Below are 18,317 nucleotides of genomic sequence, written 5' to 3' on the forward strand. Positions count from 1 at the left end.
GGAACGTGCACCAGCTTGAAACAGCGGCAATTGACCAGTTGCGCGTGCGATTTGGCTTACTTCAGTAATCCTCGCCGCGAGAGAAACCGACAACCTCTTTGAGCTGAGTGTCGTTCGAGTTGACATAAGAGCGCCATATCGGCGCGCGGGGAGGGGTGACCAACCCATGGGCGACGTGAGTGCGACGTCGAGGCGACATCGAAGAAGGTGTTGGACCTGATGGCGCACGCTGACTCCGAGCCCCCACACTGAGCCCGAGTCGTGGATTCTCTAGGATCGACCCATGTCGACGACCATGCCCGGCTTCGGGACGGAACGCATCGCGCAGCTCGGCCTGCGTGACCGCGTCTACGACCGGGTGCTCGAGGTCCTGATGGGCCACGACGTCGAACCCGGCATGCGGCTGTCGATCGATGGGCTCGCCCGAACCCTCGGCGTCTCCCCGACGCCGGTGCGCGAAGCCCTGGTGCAACTCGAACGCACCGGCCTCGTCACCCGTGAAGCGAACAAGGGGTACCGGGTCTCCCCACCCCTGGCCGGCGACCAACTCGAGGCACTGTTCGACGCCCGACTCATCGTGGAGAGCGGCGCCGTCGAGCTTGCTGCGCGCGGTGACGTCGACGCCCTGCGGGAGCGGCTCGGCACGGCGCTCGACGAGCAGGCTGCGGTGGCCGACGAGGTCGCGGCGGTCGGTGCGGCTGAGGCGTCGGAAGAAGTCATGGCCCGGTTCTTCCGGAGCGACTGGCAGTTCCACCAGCTGATCTTCGACGCGACGCGGAACCCGTTCCTCGAGGAGATGTCCGAGATCATCACGACCCGCGTGCACCGGATGCGGCAGATCGTCGAGGGCGGCGGGGACGACACCGACCGCGCCGTGCACGAGCACCGAGCGGTGGTCGATGCCCTCGCGGTCGGGCCGGCCGAAGCGGTCGCGGCGATGCGGCACCACATCGACGCCGTCCGGCTCCGGTCGCGCGAGGACGCTTCGCACACGAGCTGATCCCGCAGGGGTTGCGCTCTGTCGCGGTGCGAGTATCTTTCCTATAGGAAAGAGGTTCACCGCCGAACCCCGACATGCGAAGGAGCATTCCGTGAGCACACCGCAGGACTGGGTCGACCAGGATTGGGACCCCACCACCTGGACGTCGGACACCTGGCCGATCGCCGCCTGTCTGCACGGCTTCGCCCAGGTGACGCGCGACGGCACTGCGTTCCACGATGCCCCGGCTGAGGTCTGGGACGACGTGTTCGCACAGATCGCAGCCGCAGGGTTCTCGCTCGCTGAACTCGCCGACAGCCACATCCGCCCCGCCGACCTCGAGCGCTCCCGCCGCGACGAGCTGTTCGCCGTCGCGAAGGCGCACAGCATCGGGATCCCCTCGGTGCACCTGCAGCGCAGGAGCGTCATCCAGCCCGGGCACGAGGAGGACAACCTCGCCTACGCCCACCGCACCATCGACGCGGCGGCCGAGTGGGGCATGCAGGTGTTCTCGACGGGCCTGCACCAGCCGTTCACGGACGCCCAGAAGCGGGCGCTGTGGTTCTGGACGGCGCAGGGCCCGAAGGACCCGGACGACCCCGAGGTCTGGAACGCCGCGGTCAAGCGCCTGCGGGAGCTCGGTGAGCACGCTGCGAGCGTCGGACTGCCGATGGCCCTCGAACTGTACGAGGACACCTACCTCGGCACCGCCGACAGCGCCGTGCGACTGGTCGAGGACATCGGGCTCGACAACGTCGGCCTGAACGCGGACGTCGCGAACCTCATCCGCCTGCACCGGCCGATCGAGGACTGGCGGGAGCTCTTCGCGAAGACCATGCCGCACACGAACTACCTGCACGTGAAGAACTACACGCGTGACGAGGCCGGCGACGGCAGCTGGGCGACGAGCGCGCCGAGCACCATGGAGACGGGCCTCATCAACTACCGCCAGGTCCTGCGCGACGCTGTCGCCGACGGGTTCCGCGGGATCGTCATGACCGAGCAGTACGGCGGGGACAGCCTCGGCGTCTGCGCCACGAACCAGCAGTACATCCGATCCGTCCTCGCGACGACGAAGCTCGACGCGACGGCGACGGCGACGGCGACCCCGACTGCAGCAACCAGCACCGAAGGAGCAACCCGATGAGCACCCTCGACATCGCCGTCGTCGGATCCGGCTACATGGGCGGCGGGATCGCCCAGGTCCTCGCCCTCGCCGGCCACACCGTCCGGATCGCCGACGTCTCGGCCGAGATCGCCGCGTCCAACCGCGCCCGGCTCATCGCAGAGACCGAGCAGTTCGTCACGGACGGCCTGTTCCCCGCGGACGCCGTGGCGCGCGTCGACGCCCACCTCAGCGCAGCCGCCTCCATCGAGGAAGCGGTCGCCGAGGCAGACTTCATCGAGGAGGCCGTCCCCGAGAAGATCGAGATCAAGCACGCGACCCTCCGCCGCATCAGCGAAGCCGCCCGCCCCGACGCGATCATCGGCTCGAACACCTCGACGATCCTGATCGAGTCGCTGGCCGAGGCCGTCGTGGGCCCGGAGCGGTTCCTCGGTGTGCACTTCTCGAACCCGGCCCCGTTCATCCCCGGCGTCGAGCTCATCCCGCACCCGACCACGAACGAGCACGCGATCGCGGTCGGCGAGACCGTCGTCGCCGCGACCGGCAAGCAGTCCGCGCGGGTGAAGGACTCGACCGGGTTCGTGCTGAACCGCCTGCAGTACGCGCTGTTCGAGGAGGCCACGAAGATCGCCGACGAGGGCATCGCCACCCCCGACGACATCGACACCATCGTGCGGACCACGTTCGGGTTCCGCCTGCCGTTCTTCGGCCCGTTCGCGATCGCCGACATGGCCGGTCTCGACGTCTACGCGTTCTGCTTCGAGTCGCTGCAGACCCGTTGGCCCGAGCGCTTCGCCACCCCGCCGTCGCTGCAGCAGCACGTCGACGCGGGCGAGCTCGGCACGAAGTCCGGCGCCGGGTACCTCGAGGTGCCGGCCGACCGGACGCCGGAACTCGTCGCCTACCGCAACAAGGCCTACGTCGCGATGCAGAAGCTGCTCGACGACCTCGGCCCGGCCCCGATCCACTGAGGGGGACGAGCATGAACACGAACACGAACACGCAGAACCAGCCCCGCACCGCCGTCCTCACCGGAGCGGCATCACCGCGTGGCATCGGTCGCGCCACCGCCCACCACCTGGCCGAGGCCGGCTGGGACATCGGCATCATCGACCTCGACCAGACGGCGAGCGAGCAGGTCGCCGCCGAGATCCGTGAGCAGCACGGCGTCCGTGCGGTCGGCGTCGGCGCGAACGTCGCCGACGAGTCCGCGGTCCGGGCGGCGTTCGACACGATCGAGGCCGAGCTCGACCCCGTCGTCGCTCTCGTCAACCTGGCCGGCGTCTCGTCCGCGCACGCCTACCTCGACCTGCCCGAGGGGGAGTGGCACCGCGTGCTGTCGATCAACCTCGACGGCGTGCACTTCGCCAGCCTGCGGGCAGCGGAGTCGATGGTGCAGCACGGCTACGGCCGCATCGTGAACCTGTCGTCGGTCTCGGCCCAGCGCGGTGGCGGCACCTTCAGCAAGACCCCGTACACGGTGGCGAAGGCCGGCGTGATCGGCCTGACCCGTGGCCTGGCCCGCGAGCTCGGCCCGCGCGGCGTCACCGTCAACGCGATCGCTCCCGGCCCGATCGACACCGACATCATGGGGGGCACCCTGACCGAGGAGCGCAAGACCGAGATGGCAGCGGACGGCGTGCTGTCGCGCATCGGCACACCGCGGGACATCGCCGCGGCGATCGCGTACCTGATCAGCGAGGACGCCGGGTTCGTCACCGGCCAGACGCTGAACGTCGACGGCGGCCTGTACATGCACTAGAGCCGACCGGCCACGGATCGCGCGCCGTCCGCGCGACGCGATCCGTGCCTCCCGTCCGACAGGCCGAACGGCCAGACGGCCAGACGGCCGAACGGCCAAACGGCCACCAGGCCCGACCGCCGGACGCCCCGAAACCGCACCGTGCTCGCAAAGGAGCGAACCCGTGTCACTTCCCCCTGCCCCCGCGCTCGGGTCGACGAACGACCCCGGCCTCAAGTCCGCCATCGGCAAGGCGACGAAGCACCTGATGCCGATGCTCGTCATCCTGTACTTCGTCGCGTTCCTCGACCGCACCAACGTCGGCTTCGCCGAAGAGGCCCTGAGCGTCGACCGCGGCATCTCCGACGCGGCCTTCGCACTCGGCGCCGGCATCTTCTTCATCGGCTACGCGATCTTCGAGATCCCGTCGAACCTGCTGCTCAAGCGCTTCGGTGCCCGGTTCTGGCTCGCCCGCATCGCGGTCACGTGGGGCATCGTCGCCGCGCTGTTCGCCTTCACGACGAACGACACGATGTTCATCGTCCTCCGCTTCATCCTCGGTGTGACCGAGGCGGGGCTGTTCCCGGGCGTGATCATGTACCTGTCGGAGTGGTTCCCGAACAAGGTGCGCGTGCGGATGTTCGCGATCTTCTACCTGGCGCAGCCGTTCTCGCAGATGATCGGTGCCCCGTTGTCCGGCGGACTGCTGAGCTTCGGCGACCAGGCGACCCCGTTCCACGGCTGGCAGGTCATGTTCTTCGGCGAGGGGATCCTCGCGGTGCTCGCCGGCATCGCGGCCCTGGTGTTCCTGACGAACAGTCCGCAGCAGGCGAAGTGGCTCGAACCGGGCGAGAAGCAGTCGCTCACCGCGGCGATGGCGCGCGAGGACACCGCCCGCAGCGCGGACGGCCCGACCGGCATCTGGAAGGCCATGGCGAGCGGCCGGGTCTGGTACTTCACGATCATCTACTTCTGCCTGCAGGTCGCCGTGTACGGCACGACGTTCTACCTGCCGCAGCAGGTCTCCTCGCTGCTCGGGCAGGACGTCGGGTGGCAGGTCGGGCTCGTGACCGCGATCCCGTGGCTCGTCGGACTCGTCGCCTGCTACCTGGTCGGGTCGAAGGCGGACTCGGTCGGCCGTCGTCGTCGCTGGGGGACCATGTTCTACATCACGACCGGACTGTCGATCCTCGGGTCGGCGTGGGCCGGTGCGAACGGGCAACCGATCCTGGGCATCGTGTTCATCACGCTGGCGGTCGCGAGCTTCCTGGCCGTCGGCCCGATCACCTGGGCGTACCCGACGGCGTTCCTCACCGGGGCCGCCGCCGCGGCGGGCATCGGCCTGATCAACTCGCTCGGCAACCTCGGCGGGTTCGTCGCCCCGATCATGCGCACGGCGATCAACGAGGTGGTGCCGACCGACAGCGGTGCGTTCGGGATCGTCTCGCTCGGGGTCCTGGCGTTCGTCGCGGCCGTGATGATCTTCTGCACGAAGTTCTTCCGGGGGTCGAAGGCGGATGATCTCCTCGACACCTCGCATGTCCGCACCACGACGTCGAAGGAGACGAACGCGTGACCAGACTGTTCAACGACCCGGCGGACTTCGCCGACGAAGCGACCGACGGCTTCGTCGCCGCGAACGAGCGATGGGTGCGGAAGGTGCACGGCGGCGTCGCCCGCGCCACCACCAGCCCCGACGGCACGGTCGCCGTCGTGATCGGTGGCGGCTCCGGCCACTACCCGGCGTTCGGTGGCCTCGTCGGGCCGGGCCTGGCAGCCGGTGCCGCGATGGGCAACCTGTTCGCCAGTCCCAGCGCCCAGCAGGTCGCCGGTGTCGCGCGGGCGTCCGAGCACGGCGGCGGGGTGCTGCTGAGCTACGGCAACTACGCCGGTGACGTCCTGAACTTCGACGCCGCGGCCCGCACGCTCGAGGCCGACGGCATCCCGGTCCGCACGGTCCGGGTCACCGACGACGTGGTGAGCGCTTCCGCGGACCGCGCGCAGGAACGGCGTGGCATCGCGGGCGACCTCTGCGTCTTCAAGGTCGCCGGTGCCGCCGCCGAGCAGGGCCGCGGCCTCGACGAGGTCACGGCCGTCGCCGAGCGCGCCAACGACCGCACGCGGTCGTTCGGCGTCGCGTTCTCCGGCTGCTCGCTGCCCGGCGCCGACGAACCCCTGTTCACGGTGCCCGAGGGGCGGATGGCCATCGGCATGGGCATCCACGGCGAACGTGGAATCGACGAGACCGACGTGCCGACGGCGTCCGAGCTGGCGTCGCTGCTGGTGACCCGACTGCTCGACGAGCTGCCGGAGAGCGTGACCCGTGACGGCGCGCGCGTCGTCCCGATCCTCAACGGGCTGGGCAGCGTCAAGTACGAGGAGCTCTTCGTCGTCTACCGCTCGGTGCAGCAGCGGCTGGCCGACGCAGGGGTGGTCATCGTCGAGCCCGAGGTCGGCGAACTCGTCACGAGCTTCGACATGGCCGGCGTCTCGCTCACCTTGTTCTGGCTCGACGACGAACTCGAGGAACTCTGGGCAGCGCCCGCGGACACCCCCGCGTACCGCAAGGGCGGCGCCGTCCCGCAGGAACGCGTCGACCCCTCCACCGTGGAAGCGGACGCCGAGGGCGTCGCCATCGGCGCTGCGAGCGACGACTCGCGCGCGGTCGGCGAGCAGGCTGCGGCCGGCTTCGCCGCCGTCCGCGCGCTCCTCGACGAGCACGCCAACGAGCTCGGCCGGATCGACGCCGTCGCGGGTGACGGCGACCACGGCATCGGCATGCAGCGCGGCGCACACGCCGCAGCGGCCGCAGCCGCGGACGCAGTAACCGCCGGCGCAGGTGTCGGTTCCGTCCTGCGGATCGCCGCAGACGCCTGGTCGGACAAGGCCGGCGGCACGTCCGGTGCGATCTGGGGAGCCGCCCTGGAGGCACTGGGTCGCGTCCTCGGGGATGACGAGCGTCCGTCGGCCGCCACGGTCCAGAGCGCGGTGCACGCCGCCACCGAGGCGGTCCTCGCGTTCGGTGCGACCGTCGGCGACAAGACGATGGTGGACGCGCTCGTGCCGTTCGACGAGGTGCTCCGCACCCGGGTCGACGCGGGAGCGTCGCTCGCGGACGCCTGGGCCGACGCCGTCAGCGCCGCCCGCGAGGCCGCCGACGCCACCGCGTCGCTCGTGCCGAAGATGGGCCGCGCACGCACCCACGCCGAGCAGGCCGTCGGCACACCGGACCCCGGTGCGGTGTCGTTCGCGCTCATCGTGGATACCCTCGCGCCGTGATCACCATCGGGGTGTCGCTGAAGACGTACTTCTCGCACGCCCGGACCCTGGAGTGGTCGGGGGCCGTCGCGGAGATCGCCCGGCGGCACCCCGCGACGCGGTCGGGAGCGACGACGCTGTTCGTGGCGCCGACGTTCCCGGCGCTCGTGCCCGTCCGCGACGTGCTCTCCGGGTCGGGGGTGCTCCTCGCCGCGCAGGACCTGTCGTGGGCCGACGAAGGAGCGTTCACCGGCGAGGTCTCCGGCACCGAACTGCGGGAGATCGGGGTCGACCTCGTCGAGATCGGGCACGCCGAACGACGTTCCCTGTTCCACGAGGACGACGCGACCGTCACCGCGAAGGTGCACGCGGCCTTCCGCAACCACCTGCGTCCGCTCCTCTGTGTCGGGGAGACGACCCGGGCCTCCCGGTTGGCGGAAGCCGTGGCGGAGGTGACCGCGCAGCTCGACCGTGGTGTCTCGACGGCCATCGCTGACGGACTGGCCGGGGCGATGACCGTCGCCTACGAGCCGGTGTGGGCGATCGGTGCGCCCGCACCGGCGCCGGACGACCACATCGTGGCGGTGCTCACGGGGATCGAGCAGCACCTCGCCACGCGACCCGAGCTGCGCGGGAGCACGGTCCTGTACGGGGGCAGCGCCGGGCCCGGCCTGCTCACCCGTGGGCAGGGGCGGATCGGCGGGTTGTTCCTCGGTCGGTTCGCGCACGACCCGGCTGCGGTCGAGGCGATCCTCGACGAGGTCGCAGCGGCCTAGGACCCGTCGCGGGTACCCGCCAGTCCGTGGTCGTGCGCGTAGACCACGAGCTGCACGCGGTCCCGCAGCGAGAGCTTGCCGAGGATGCTCGAGATCTGCGTCTTCACGGTCGACTCGGTGACGTACTCCTTCGTCGCGATCTCGGCGTTCGAGAGCCCGCGGGACGCCCAGCCGAACACCACCCGCTCCCGCTCGGTCAGCGCCTGGAACTCGGGCGGCTGCGGAGCCGGTGCCCTCGCGACGTCGGCCCCGAACAGCTGCGCGAGGTCGTTCGGGGCGATGACGGAGCTGCCCTCGTGGACCGCCCGGACCGCCGCGAACAGGAACGTCGGGGTGGCGTCCTTGAGCAGGAAGCCGCTCGCACCGAGCCGGATCGCGGTCGCGGCGGCGGGGTCGAGGCCGAACGTGGTGAGCACGACGACGCGGGGGAGCGGGCCCTCGACGGCGCCGGAGAACAGCTGCCGGACGGTCTCGACTCCGTCCATGCCGGCCATCCGCATGTCGAGCAGCATCACGTCGGGTCGGAGTTCCTGGATGCGGGCGAGGGCCTCGGTGCCGTCCGCGGCCTCGCCCACCACCTGCATGTCGTCCTGGGCGTCGAGCACCACGCGCAGACCCGCGCGGAACAGTGCCTGGTCGTCGGTGAGCAAGATCGTGATCGGTTCGGTCATCGGACGGGTCCCCCTTGGACGTCGAACGGGATGCGGGCGCGTGCGGCGAACACGTCGTCCAGCGCGGCGGCGTCGAACGACCCGCCGAGTGCGGTGAGGCGGGTGTGCATGCCGTCGATCCCCCGGCCGGAGCCCCCGGTGGTGCCGTCACCCACGACGTTCTCGACCTCGAGCACGACGTCGGCGCTCCGCCAGGTCTCGCGGACCACGACGGGCAGCCCCGGAGCGCCGTGCCGGAGCGCGTTGGTGAGCATCTCCTGCAGCACGCGCCGGGCCGCCGTGCCGGTGTCCGGGCGGAGCGGGACCGGGACGCCGCGCACCGTGCGGTCGACGTCGACTCCGGCGTCGCGGATGCCCTGCACGATCTCCTCGAGCGAGCCGGGATCGGTCGTCTCCCCGGAGCCGTCGATGTGCCCGAGGACCTGCCGGACCTCGAGCAGGGAGCTGCGGGCGGTGCTGGCGATGGTGGCACTGACCTCGCGGATGCGGGCCTCGTCGGCCAGGAACGGCACCGAGTCGGCCTGCGCGATGATCACCGCGAGTGAGTGGCCGACCACGTCGTGCACGTCACGGGCGATGTCCGCGCGGATGCGCTCCGACTCCGCGACGTCGATGGCACGGGTGGCGGTCGCCTCGGCCTCGCTGGCGACGGCCTCGGCGCGCGACGCGGCAGCCTCGGCATCGGCTCGACGGACGGATTCGCGGTCGCGCGACCGGAAGGCCCGGACGGCGACGCCGCCCGCCCACACCCCGAGGAGGGCGGCGACCGGTGCGGCCATCGCGAGGAACGCCTGGTCGCGGGGGCCGTTGAGCAGCACCAGGTACCGGAAGCCGGTGACGGCGAGGTAGAACGTCGCGCCGACACCCGCGACGAGCGCGAGCACCCCGGAGAGGATGACCTCGGTCCGGGTCCCGACGACCGCCGCGGTGCCGATGACGACGAAGATGGCGAGGTCGACGAGTGACGGGCGCTCGCCGCCGCCGACCTGGATGATCCCGAGGACGACCACCATGAGCATCGCCGCCGACGGGGAGACCCGGCGGAGGGCGATCGCGCCGGCGGCGGCGAGCACGGCGAAGAAGCTCGCGTGCTCGAGCTCGACCTCGAGCGGTAGCAGGAAGACGAACGCCGCCAGGACCGCCCACGCCACGTCGACGACGATCGAACGGGTGGCGAGCGGCCGGATGAACGTGCGCCGGTCCGTCACGGCTCGATCATCGCATGCCGCCCACGCCGGGCAGCGCGGACCGACGTCACGCGCCCGGGGTCATGGCGGCGAGTGCGATGACGGTCGTGGCGACGATCGCGGCGCAGAGCAGCAGCGTGGCGATCGTGTGTTTCGTCGAGGACTCCATGTCACCAGACTCGCGGTCCGGAGTCGCCGGGGCATCGGGCGCAGGGGCGAAGCGCTTCGTCCCTGCGGGTGAAGCGAGGGGCGAGCACCCGGTACTCGGGCTCAGACGACGACGGATCCCCGCTGGCGGTGCGCGATCGAGACGGACTCGCCGGACACCGCGTTGAGCGGCGACGACAGGAACGCGATGAGGTTCGCGATCTGCTGCGGGGTCGAGTCGCCGGGGCCCCCTGGACGGACCTCGGCGGACGGGTTGTCCGTCACGGTCCCGGGGTTGACGACGTTCACCGTGACCCCGGTGCCTGCCACGTCGTCGGCCAGGTTCTTCGCGATGACGCTCACCGCCGTGTTCCGGAGCGACGCCGTGATGTTGCCGGAGAAGTAGGCGTTCTGCCCGCTCACGACGACCACGCGGCCGAACCCGGCCTCGCGCTGGGTGGGGAGCACGGCGTTCGCGACGCGGAGGAACCCGAGCGCCTTGCCGTCGATCGCGTCGAGGACCTGCTTCGGGTCGGACTTCCGGGCCGGGTCGAGGGTGCTCGCGCTCGGGGCAGCGGTCACGACCAGCACGTCGATGCGCCCGTGCCGCTCGAGGACGGCGGCGATGCCCGCGTCCACGGAGTCCTGCGAGGCGGTGTCGATCGACACGCTGCTGTCGGAGTCGTCCGAGCTGCGGGACGCGACGACGACGGTCGCCCCCTCGGCCCGGAGGCGGTCGGCGACGGCGGCACCGATGTACCCCTTGCCTCCGACGACGAGTGCGACACGGTTCTTGAGTTCGAGGTCCACGCGCCCACGCTATGCCGATCACCGGGCCGAGGTCATGGGACTCTGCGCAAGTGTTCTCGAATTCGAGACAACTTTCCGCAACTGTCTCATCCTTGATACGATCGCGGGATGCAGATCGATCAGGTCATCCCCGAACTCCGCGGCACCGCTGGCTTCGGTGCGACCCGGATCGCTGCCCGTTCCGGAGTGAGCCGGCCGACGGTCTACCGCATGCTCGGTGGCGCGTCGCCGCGGGTCGACGACCTCCGCGAGCTCGCCATCGCGGCGGGCTTCGACCTCGACGTCACCCTCTCCGTCCTCAGCGATCCCCTCGCGGCGGTGGCGGCGCGGTCACGGCTCGGCGATGACCGCCTGGCCGACTGGGCCGACCCCGCGTCCGAGTGGGTCGCACGTCTCGAGCGGTTCGTCGGGACTGCGGAGCACGCGGACGCTGGTGCCGTGATCGCAGAGGCCGGAGTTGCGGCCGGTCCGCTCCACCGGGACGGAACCGTCCTGCTCACCGCCGACACGTGGGACATCGATCGCCTCGTGTCCGCCGGGCGCGCGTCGAACGCGCCGTGGGCGCTGTCCGGCTGGGCGGCGCTCGACGCACTCGGCATCGGTGACGGCATCGTCGCGCCGACGATCGTCTGGACCGAGGATCCCCGCGCGTTCGCCCAGCTCCTCGGTGACACGTTCCGCCGCGGACGAGGTGAGGCCGTGGACGTCGCCGTCGTGCCCGCGCACCCGTCCGTGTTCATCGGCGCGACCGAGATCGAGGCGGTCCACCTCGTCGACCCACGCCAGGGCCTCATCGACGCCGCCGGCCTCGGGGAGTCCGCCCGGAGCGCAGTGGCGCAGTACGCGCGGGGTGGCCGATGAGTCCGCAGTAGCCGTGGGACCTCGGCCCTGGCTCGTACGTCAAGCGGCCGGGGCGGCCGACGCCCGTCCCACCCGATGAGCGCCCCGGATCGGTCCGGACGGCACCGGACGAGGCCCTCGCCGCGACCGGGGTGTCGTGGGACGCAGCCCGGATCGACCTCGGTCGCATCGGACGGTCGTCGTCCTCGCGTGCGCGCCACCGCTTCAGCGCCGTGCTCCCCGACCTCGTGTGGAACGCCGCAGCGCTCGAGGGGAACACCTTCACCCTGCCCGAGGTCCGGACGCTCCTGGACGGTGTCACCGTCGGCGGGCACCCCATCGAGGACGAGCGCCAGGTGTTCGCGCTCGTCGACGGCTACACGCATCTCGATGCGCTCGTCGCGTCACAGGGATTCGTGCTGTCGAAGGTCGTCTCGGACGACCTGCACGGCCGCGTCGCGGTGCACGAGGCCATCGAGCAGGACGAGCTCGAAGCGCGGTTCGCATCGATCTGTGCGTTCGTCGGAGCGCTGGAGGACCCCCGGGAACGTGCGCTGGCCTACTTCGCAGCGGCGACGCGATCGCAGTTCTACTTCGACGGCAACAAGCGCACGGCTCGCCTGATGATGACGGGTCTGCTCATGTCGGAGGGGTACGACGCGGTGAGCATCCCGTTCGTGCGCCAGTTCGAGTTCAACCAGGCGTTGGACGTCCTCTTCACGCGGGACGATGCGACTCCGCTGATGGCGTTCGTCGCCGACTGCGCTGCGTCCTGAGCGAGGTCCTTCCTCACCCGAGCAGCGGCTCGAGCCGTGTCACCGCCCGGCGCAGGTGCACCAGTGCGTCCCCCGGCGACGACACCCGGGCGGCCGGCGCCGACAGGGTCAGCCCTGCCACGAGTTCGCCGCGCTCGCCGCGGACGGGCAGCGCCAGGCACCCGAACCCCGCCGTGAACGCGCCGACCTGGTGGACCGGTCCGAGGCCCCCTTCGGCGTGCAACCGCCCCATCGCACTCGACCCGGGCGTCGCCCGCAGCGCGGCTTCGTCGAGCAGCGGGAAGTCCGGGTCGACGTCGATGTCGCGCACTCCGGCGGCGTCGTAGCGCGCCAGGTGCACGCCCGCCCGGACGGCGGAGCGGACGTCGGCGAGCACCGACCGCACGGCCCGGGGCAGCGGTGCGAGTGCCGGTGCCGGCGACACCCCGGCCAGGTCGGCGACCTTGTGGCCGAGGGCGAAGCCGCGCAGGTCCGGCAACCGGACGAGGTACTCGTCCTCGACGAGCAGCGTGATGAGCCGGTACGTGGTGGCCCGCGGCATCCCGAGGGCCTCCGAGATCTGCTGGGCGGTGACGCCCGGTCCCGCGTGCGCGGCGGCCTCCAGCACCGCGAGGGCGTTCTGGATCGCCTTCGGCTGCCGCGCGCGGAGTCCGGGTTCGCTCACCGCACCTCCGCCTGGTGGCCAGTTCCGGCGGACGGACGGGAGGCCCCCAGCAGGTCCGCCTCGACCGGCACGTCGTACACGGCGCGGCTCCGACCCCGCCGCCAGGGTCGCCGACGCGTGGCCACCAGGAACGCGACCACCACCGCAGCGACCGTCCCGACGGCGAGGGCGACGGCCGGCCAACGGGACGACGCGGCCTCGACCCCGAGGTAGGTGAGCAGGACGGCGGTCAGCAGGACCCCGGTCGTGACGGCGACGACCGCGACCCCCGTCGTCAGCTCGCCGATGCGCCGCAGGAACACCGGGGCCGCGAAGCACGTCAGGGCGTACGCGGCGATGTACCCGAGGGCGGCGACGACGAGCTCCGCCTCCATCAGCGTCCACGTCGGGATCCCGCTCGCCAGGCCGAGGACCGGCAGCACCGTGAGCACGCCGCACGCGACCGCGCCGGCCACGAACGGGGTCCGGAAGCGCGGCGACGCCCGACCGAGCACCCGGGGCAGGACTCCCTCGCGGCCCATCGCGAACAGGACCCGCACGAGCGCCGTGGTCGAGGCGATCGCGCACGCCGCGAACGACGCCGCGATCCCGAGGTCGAGCGCCCACCCGATCCACTGCATGCCGAAGGCGTTCGCCAGCTCGTTCACGGGCGAGGCGCTCGACGCGAGGTCGGCGCCCACGGCGGCGAACCCCATCTGCTGGGCCGCAGCGCTGACCACGTAGAGGACGCCGGCGACCAGGACGGTCCACGAGATCGCGCGGGGGATCGCCTGGAACGGGCGCCGGGCCTCCACACCGAGCACCGACGCGCTCTCGAACCCGACGAACGCGGTCACGGCGAGGGCGGTGCCGACCGCGAACGACGCCGGCTGCGTCGGCCCGAGGGCGACGGCGGAGGCGTCTGCCGGGTGCAGGCGCGCGACCAGCGCGACGATCAGGACCACGATGACCGCGACCGACAGCGACTCCACGAGCAGGGTCAGCCGGGTCGACAACCGGACCCCGAGCGCGATCACCGCGAAGACGGCCGCGCCCATCACCAGCACGACGACGATCGTGACCAGGGCGTCGTCGCCGGCGGCCGGAACGAAGCGGGACAGCAGGTAGTCGAGGTAGTAGCCGCTGCCGGTGAGCGAGAACATCGCGATGAAGCCGTACCCGAGCAGGAGTGCTGCGCCCGCGACGACCCCGGCGACCGGGCCGAGCCCGAGCGAGACGTAGGTGTAGAGCGACCCGGTGCCGGCGACGCGTCGGACGAACTGGTTCACCGTCCGCCCGACCAGGAACGACAGCGCCATCGCGGCCAGCAGCGACCACGTGGCACCCTGGCCGGCGACCGTCGCGACGAGGACCGGGATCGTGGTCGCGGCAGCGGACGGTGCCACGGCGGACACCGACTGCGCGAGCACGTCGACCGGGCCGATGCTCCGCCGCGACAACCCGTCGACGGGGGAGCGCGTGCCGACGCCGGGCACCCGTGGCGGGTCGGCGATGGCTCGGTCGAGCGCGGTCATGCGGCAACCGTAGGGCTGCGCCGTTGCGCCCGTGTCTCGGTGGTGTTTCGGCCGCGTCTCACGCAAATGAGACGCCTTCGACGAGCACGTCCCATTCGACGGCGACAGGGCTTCACGCCGGTGGAACGGCACCGCAACGGCGGCACGGGACCGTGGTCACACCCAGCACCACCACCTGCGATCCCCACCCACTCCGTTCCACCCACCCGGAAGGCCACGATGTCCAGCATCACGAAGGACCCCGCGTCACTCGGAGCCGCACCCGCGCCGCAGCGGACCATGCGCGGCTCGCTCGGCGTCACCGCGATCGTGTTCATGGTCGTCGCGGCCGCCGCCCCGCTCACCGTCGTCGGCGGCGCCGCCCCGCTCGGCATGCTGCTCGGCAACGGCGTCGGGTTCCCGTCGCTGTACGCCGCGTCGGCCGTCGTGCTGCTGCTGTTCTCGGTGGGCCTGGCGGCGATGACCCGGCACGTGCCGCGGCCCGGCGCGTTCTTCACGTTCGTCGGGCACGGGCTCGGTCGTCCGGCCGGCGCGGGAGCCGCCACGCTGGCGCTCCTGACGTACACGACCATCCAGGTCAGCGTGCACGGGTACATCGGGTACCTGCTCGGGGTCACCGTCACGGGCCTCGGCGGGCCGGACATCCCCTGGTACGTCTGGTCGCTCGTCGTCGTGGCCCTGGTCGGGATGCTCGGCTACCGGCACATCGACCTGTCGAGCAAGGTGCTCGGTGTGATGCTCGTCGGCGAGGTCGGCATCGTGCTCGTCCTGGTCGCAGCGATCGTGTTCCGCGGCGGGGCCGACGGCCTGTCCCTCGCACCGTTCGAGCCGACGCAGATCATGTCCGGGTCGCCCGGCGTCGGGCTGATGTTCGCCATCGCCGCGTTCATCGGGTTCGAGGCCACCGCGATCTTCCGCGACGAGGCGAAGGACCCGGAGCGGACCATCCCCCGTGCGACCTACACGGCCGTGATCGGCATCGGCGTCTTCTACACGCTCGCGTCGTGGGGGCTCGTGATGGCGTGGGGCCCCGACGGCATCCTCGCCGAGGTCGCGAAGGACCCCGGATCGCTCATCCTCACCACGGCCGCGCAGTACATCGGCAGCGCCGGGGAAGCCGTGCTCAACGTGCTGCTGCTGACGAGCATGTTCGCCTGCGTCCTGTCGTTCCACAACGTGATCACCCGGTACCAGCACTCGATGGCGAACGCGTCGCTGCTGCCCGGCCGGCTCGGCGACGTGCACCGGAAGCACGCGTCGCCGCACACCTCGAGCCTGGTGCAGACCGTCACCGCCGCCGTGCTGATGGTGCTGTTCGCGGTGCTCGGCCTCGACCCGGTGCTGCAGGTGTTCAGCTGGTTCGCCGGCGTCGCCACCCTGGGCGTCGCGATCCTGATGGCCGCGACGAGCCTCGCCGTCATCGTGTACTTCCGCCGCAACCCCGGGGACCGGCGGGTCTGGAACACCATCGTGGCCCCCGTCCTCGGGTTCCTCGGGCTCGTCGCCGCCGCCGTCCTGATCTGGGTGAACTTCCCGACGCTCGTCGGCGACGTCGACGCCTCGGGCGCGAGCGTCTTCGGCGTCGTGAGCATCGTGCTCACCGGCCTGGTCGTGGTCGTCCCCGTCATCGGCGTGGTGCAGGCCGTGGTGCTGCGACGCCGCAGTCGGAGCCGCTACGAGCTGATGCTCGACCGTCTCGCCACCGAGAGCTGACCCGCCGGGCGCACCACGCGCCTCCCGGCCGAACCGACCTGACCCCACGCACGACGCAACGCGCAAGGAGCACCACGCACATGACGATCACCGACCCGACCACCGTGACCACCGACGCAGCCACCACCGCGCACCCGCTCGGCAGCCTGACGCCCGACGAGTTCACCGCCGTCCGCGACCTCGTCACGGCGCAGCCGGACTGGACCGACACCACCCGCTTCGCCTACGTCGGCCTCGAGGAGCCGCACAAGCAGGAGGTCCTGGCGTGGCAGGCCGGCGACGGCCCCCTGCCGGACCGCACGGCCCGGGTGATGCTGCTCGACATGGCGACCGGTCGCTCCACCGACCGCGTCGTGTCGATCACCACCGGCGCGGTGCTGCGGACCGACGTGCTGGACGGGTCCCGTGGCCAGCTGCCCGTCCTGATCGAGGAGTTCGACGCCGTCGGCGAGATCGCGAACGCGGACGAGCGCTGGGTCGCCGCCCTGGCGAAGCGCGGACTGTCCGCCGACGAGGTCAAGTGCGTGCCGCTGTCCGCCGGGTACTACGACTACCCGGAAGAGGTCGGTCGGCGCATCCTGCGCGTGCTCGCCTTCAAGCAGGACCACCCGGCCGACCACGTGTGGGCGCACCCCGTCGACGGCCTGTCGGCGTACGTCGACGCGGCGAACCGGGCCGTCACGCGGATCGTGGACGTGGCGGAGATGCCGGTTCCGACCACCTCGGGGAACTTCGACGACCCCGCGATGCAGGGCGAACCGCTCGACCTCAAGCCGATCGTCATCACCCAGCCCGAAGGGCCGTCGTTCCGCGTCGACGGCGAGTTCGTCGAGTGGGCGAACTGGCGGTTCCAGGTCGGCTTCGACGCCCGCGAGGGACTCGTGCTCCGCCAGCTCTCGTGGCAGGACGGCGAGCGGCTGCGCCCGATCGTGTACCGGGCGTCGATCGACGAGATGCTCGTGCCGTACGGCGACCCGTCGCCGGTGCGGTTCTGGCAGAACTACTTCGACACCGGCGAGTACCTGTTCGGTCGCTTCACGAACTCGCTCGAACTCGGCTGCGACTGCGTCGGCGAGATCCAGTACTTCGACGCCGTCCTGGCCGACGAGCTCGGCAACCCGCAGACCATCCGCAACGGCATCTGCATGCACGAGGAGGACTTCGGCACGCTCTGGAAGCACGGCGACATCTACACCGGCTCGCAGGAGGTCCGTCGGTCCCGCCGCCTGGTGATCTCGTTCTTCACCACCGTCGGCAACTACGACTACGGCTTCTACTGGTACCTCTACCTGGACGGCACGATCGAGTGCGAGGCGAAGCTCACCGGCGTGCTCTTCACCAGCTCGTACCCGGGCCGTTCGGAGTCCGGCGACGACTACCCCTACGCCTCCGAAGTCGCCCCCGGCCTCGGTGCCCCGTACCACCAGCACCTGTTCTCGGCGCGACTCGACATGATGGTCGACGGGCTGTCGAACGCCGTGGACGAGGTCGACGCCGTCCGGGTGCCGGTCGGACCGGGCAACGAGCACGGCAACGCCTTCACGAAGTCGGTGACCCGGATCGCGTCGGAGTCGTCGTCCGGCCGTCTCGCCGACGCCTCCAAGGCACGCACGTGGTTCGTCTCGAACACCGAGGAGCGCAACCACCTCGACCGCCCCACCGGCTACGTGCTGTACCCGCAGGACGCCCCGGTGCTGCTCGCCGACGGCTCGTCCTCCGTCGCCGCCCGTGCCGAGTTCGCCCGCAAGCACCTGTACGTCACGCAGTACGACCCGGCGGAGCGCTTCGCCGCCGGCGACTTCGTGCACCAGAACCCCGGCGGCGACGGGGTCGCCCGCTACGTCGAGGGGGACCGACCGCTCGACGGCGAGGACATCGTGCTCTGGCACACCTTCGGCCCGACGCACTTCCCGCGGCCCGAGGACTGGCCCGTCATGCCGGTCGACTACGCCAAGTTCACGCTCAAGCCGTACGGGTTCTTCCCGCGGAACCCGGCGTTGAACGTGCCGGCCGCGATCGGCGCGACCGCGGCGTCGCACTGCTCGCACCACGCGTCCGGTGGCGTCGAGGCGGCGCACGACGTCGCCGCCCACGACCACGGGCACGGACACTGAC

General features: G+C 71.3%; 16 protein-coding genes. 11 read left to right on the forward strand and 5 right to left on the reverse strand.

Annotated features, from left to right (window positions below):
* Positions 1-283 precede the first annotated feature (283 nt).
* The 7 genes from ITJ69_RS10360 to ITJ69_RS10390 all read left to right on the forward strand — a co-directional run bounded on the left by ITJ69_RS10360 (position 284) and on the right by ITJ69_RS10390 (position 7,880).
* Positions 284-1,000: a GntR family transcriptional regulator gene (locus ITJ69_RS10360; protein ID WP_159573909.1), complete on the forward strand. Its 717-nt coding sequence runs from the start codon at positions 284-286 to the stop codon at positions 998-1,000.
* A 91-nt stretch (positions 1,001-1,091) separates the two neighbouring features.
* Positions 1,092-2,126, forward strand: coding sequence for a sugar phosphate isomerase/epimerase family protein (locus ITJ69_RS10365; protein WP_159573908.1), 1,035 nt, complete (start codon positions 1,092-1,094; stop codon positions 2,124-2,126).
* Positions 2,123-3,076, forward strand: a complete 954-nt coding sequence (locus tag ITJ69_RS10370) for a 3-hydroxyacyl-CoA dehydrogenase family protein (RefSeq protein ID WP_123311187.1) — start codon at positions 2,123-2,125, stop codon at positions 3,074-3,076. The genes ITJ69_RS10365 and ITJ69_RS10370 overlap by 4 nt, the downstream gene beginning before the upstream one ends.
* A gap of 11 nt (positions 3,077-3,087) precedes the next feature.
* Entirely contained in the window at positions 3,088-3,867 is a 780-nt protein-coding gene (locus ITJ69_RS10375; RefSeq protein ID WP_194672717.1) for an SDR family NAD(P)-dependent oxidoreductase, read from the forward strand.
* 163 nt (positions 3,868-4,030) lie between these two features.
* Positions 4,031-5,422 (forward strand): MFS transporter, encoded by a 1,392-nt coding sequence (locus ITJ69_RS10380; protein WP_123339283.1) that lies wholly within the window; start codon positions 4,031-4,033, stop codon positions 5,420-5,422.
* Entirely contained in the window at positions 5,419-7,125 is a 1,707-nt protein-coding gene (locus ITJ69_RS10385) for a dihydroxyacetone kinase family protein (protein ID WP_194672718.1), read from the forward strand. Before ITJ69_RS10380 ends, ITJ69_RS10385 begins: the two co-directional genes overlap by 4 nt.
* A complete protein-coding gene (locus ITJ69_RS10390; RefSeq protein WP_194672719.1) occupies positions 7,122-7,880 on the forward strand; it encodes a triose-phosphate isomerase family protein in 759 nt (252 codons plus the stop codon). The genes ITJ69_RS10385 and ITJ69_RS10390 overlap by 4 nt, the downstream gene beginning before the upstream one ends.
* On the opposite strand, the gene ITJ69_RS10395 is transcribed toward ITJ69_RS10390, so the two are convergent.
* The 3 genes from ITJ69_RS10395 to ITJ69_RS10405 form a co-directional block, all read right to left on the reverse strand.
* Positions 7,877-8,551 carry a response regulator gene (locus ITJ69_RS10395; RefSeq protein WP_194672720.1) on the reverse strand — a complete coding sequence of 225 codons (675 nt, stop codon included), beginning with the start codon at positions 8,549-8,551 and terminating at the stop codon, positions 7,877-7,879. The two genes, ITJ69_RS10390 and ITJ69_RS10395, sit on opposite strands and share 4 nt — an antisense overlap.
* A complete protein-coding gene (locus ITJ69_RS20960) occupies positions 8,548-9,759 on the reverse strand; it encodes a sensor histidine kinase (protein ID WP_123937167.1) in 1,212 nt (403 codons plus the stop codon). Before ITJ69_RS20960 ends, ITJ69_RS10395 begins: the two co-directional genes overlap by 4 nt.
* Positions 9,760-10,008: 249 nt before the next feature.
* Positions 10,009-10,695 (reverse strand): SDR family NAD(P)-dependent oxidoreductase, encoded by a 687-nt coding sequence (locus ITJ69_RS10405; RefSeq protein ID WP_194672721.1) that lies wholly within the window; start codon positions 10,693-10,695, stop codon positions 10,009-10,011.
* 108 nt (positions 10,696-10,803) lie between these two features.
* Here ITJ69_RS10405 and ITJ69_RS10410 point away from each other — a divergent pair, with 108 nt between their 5' ends.
* The gene (locus tag ITJ69_RS10410) at positions 10,804-11,556 is read left to right on the forward strand and encodes a helix-turn-helix domain-containing protein (protein ID WP_194672722.1); all 753 of its coding nucleotides are present in this window, start codon (positions 10,804-10,806) and stop codon (positions 11,554-11,556) included.
* Between the two features lie 131 nt (positions 11,557-11,687).
* Positions 11,688-12,311 (forward strand): hypothetical protein, encoded by a 624-nt coding sequence (locus ITJ69_RS10415; RefSeq protein ID WP_228505341.1) that lies wholly within the window; start codon positions 11,688-11,690, stop codon positions 12,309-12,311.
* A gap of 13 nt (positions 12,312-12,324) precedes the next feature.
* Here the strand turns inward: ITJ69_RS10415 and ITJ69_RS10420 are convergent, their stop codons facing one another.
* A complete protein-coding gene (locus ITJ69_RS10420; protein WP_235035995.1) occupies positions 12,325-12,975 on the reverse strand; it encodes a helix-turn-helix domain-containing protein in 651 nt (216 codons plus the stop codon).
* On the reverse strand, positions 12,972-14,489 hold the full coding sequence (locus ITJ69_RS10425) for an APC family permease (RefSeq protein WP_159573570.1): 1,518 nt from the start codon (positions 14,487-14,489) through the stop codon (positions 12,972-12,974). Before ITJ69_RS10425 ends, ITJ69_RS10420 begins: the two co-directional genes overlap by 4 nt.
* Before the next feature lie 219 nt (positions 14,490-14,708).
* Between ITJ69_RS10425 and ITJ69_RS10430 the strand changes: the two genes are divergently transcribed.
* The gene (locus tag ITJ69_RS10430; protein WP_123292882.1) at positions 14,709-16,202 is read left to right on the forward strand and encodes an APC family permease; all 1,494 of its coding nucleotides are present in this window, start codon (positions 14,709-14,711) and stop codon (positions 16,200-16,202) included.
* An 80-nt stretch (positions 16,203-16,282) separates the two neighbouring features.
* Complete coding sequence (locus ITJ69_RS10435; RefSeq protein ID WP_194672723.1) at positions 16,283-18,316, forward strand: primary-amine oxidase; 2,034 nt, start codon at positions 16,283-16,285, stop codon at positions 18,314-18,316.
* Position 18,317: the final 1 nt, after the last annotated feature.

Origin of the sequence: Curtobacterium sp. VKM Ac-2887 (assembly GCF_015350935.1) — a bacterium.
Taxonomy (GTDB): Bacteria; Actinomycetota; Actinomycetes; order Actinomycetales; family Microbacteriaceae; genus Curtobacterium.

Bases quoted from the DNA above. Each gene is read 5' to 3' on its own strand.
- ITJ69_RS10370 (WP_123311187.1), top strand. From the start codon at position 2,123: ATGAGCACCCTCGACATCGCCGTCGTCGGATCCGGCTACATGGGCGGC.
- ITJ69_RS10360 (WP_159573909.1), top strand. From the start codon at position 284: ATGTCGACGACCATGCCCGGCTTCGGGACGGAACGCATCGCGCAGCTC.
- ITJ69_RS10425 (WP_159573570.1), bottom strand. From the start codon at position 14,489: ATGACCGCGCTCGACCGAGCCATCGCCGACCCGCCACGGGTGCCCGGC.
- ITJ69_RS10435 (WP_194672723.1), top strand. From the start codon at position 16,283: ATGACGATCACCGACCCGACCACCGTGACCACCGACGCAGCCACCACC.
- ITJ69_RS10395 (WP_194672720.1), bottom strand. From the start codon at position 8,551: ATGACCGAACCGATCACGATCTTGCTCACCGACGACCAGGCACTGTTC.
- ITJ69_RS10410 (WP_194672722.1), top strand. From the start codon at position 10,804: ATGCAGATCGATCAGGTCATCCCCGAACTCCGCGGCACCGCTGGCTTC.
- ITJ69_RS10375 (WP_194672717.1), top strand. From the start codon at position 3,088: ATGAACACGAACACGAACACGCAGAACCAGCCCCGCACCGCCGTCCTC.
- ITJ69_RS10430 (WP_123292882.1), top strand. From the start codon at position 14,709: ATGTCCAGCATCACGAAGGACCCCGCGTCACTCGGAGCCGCACCCGCG.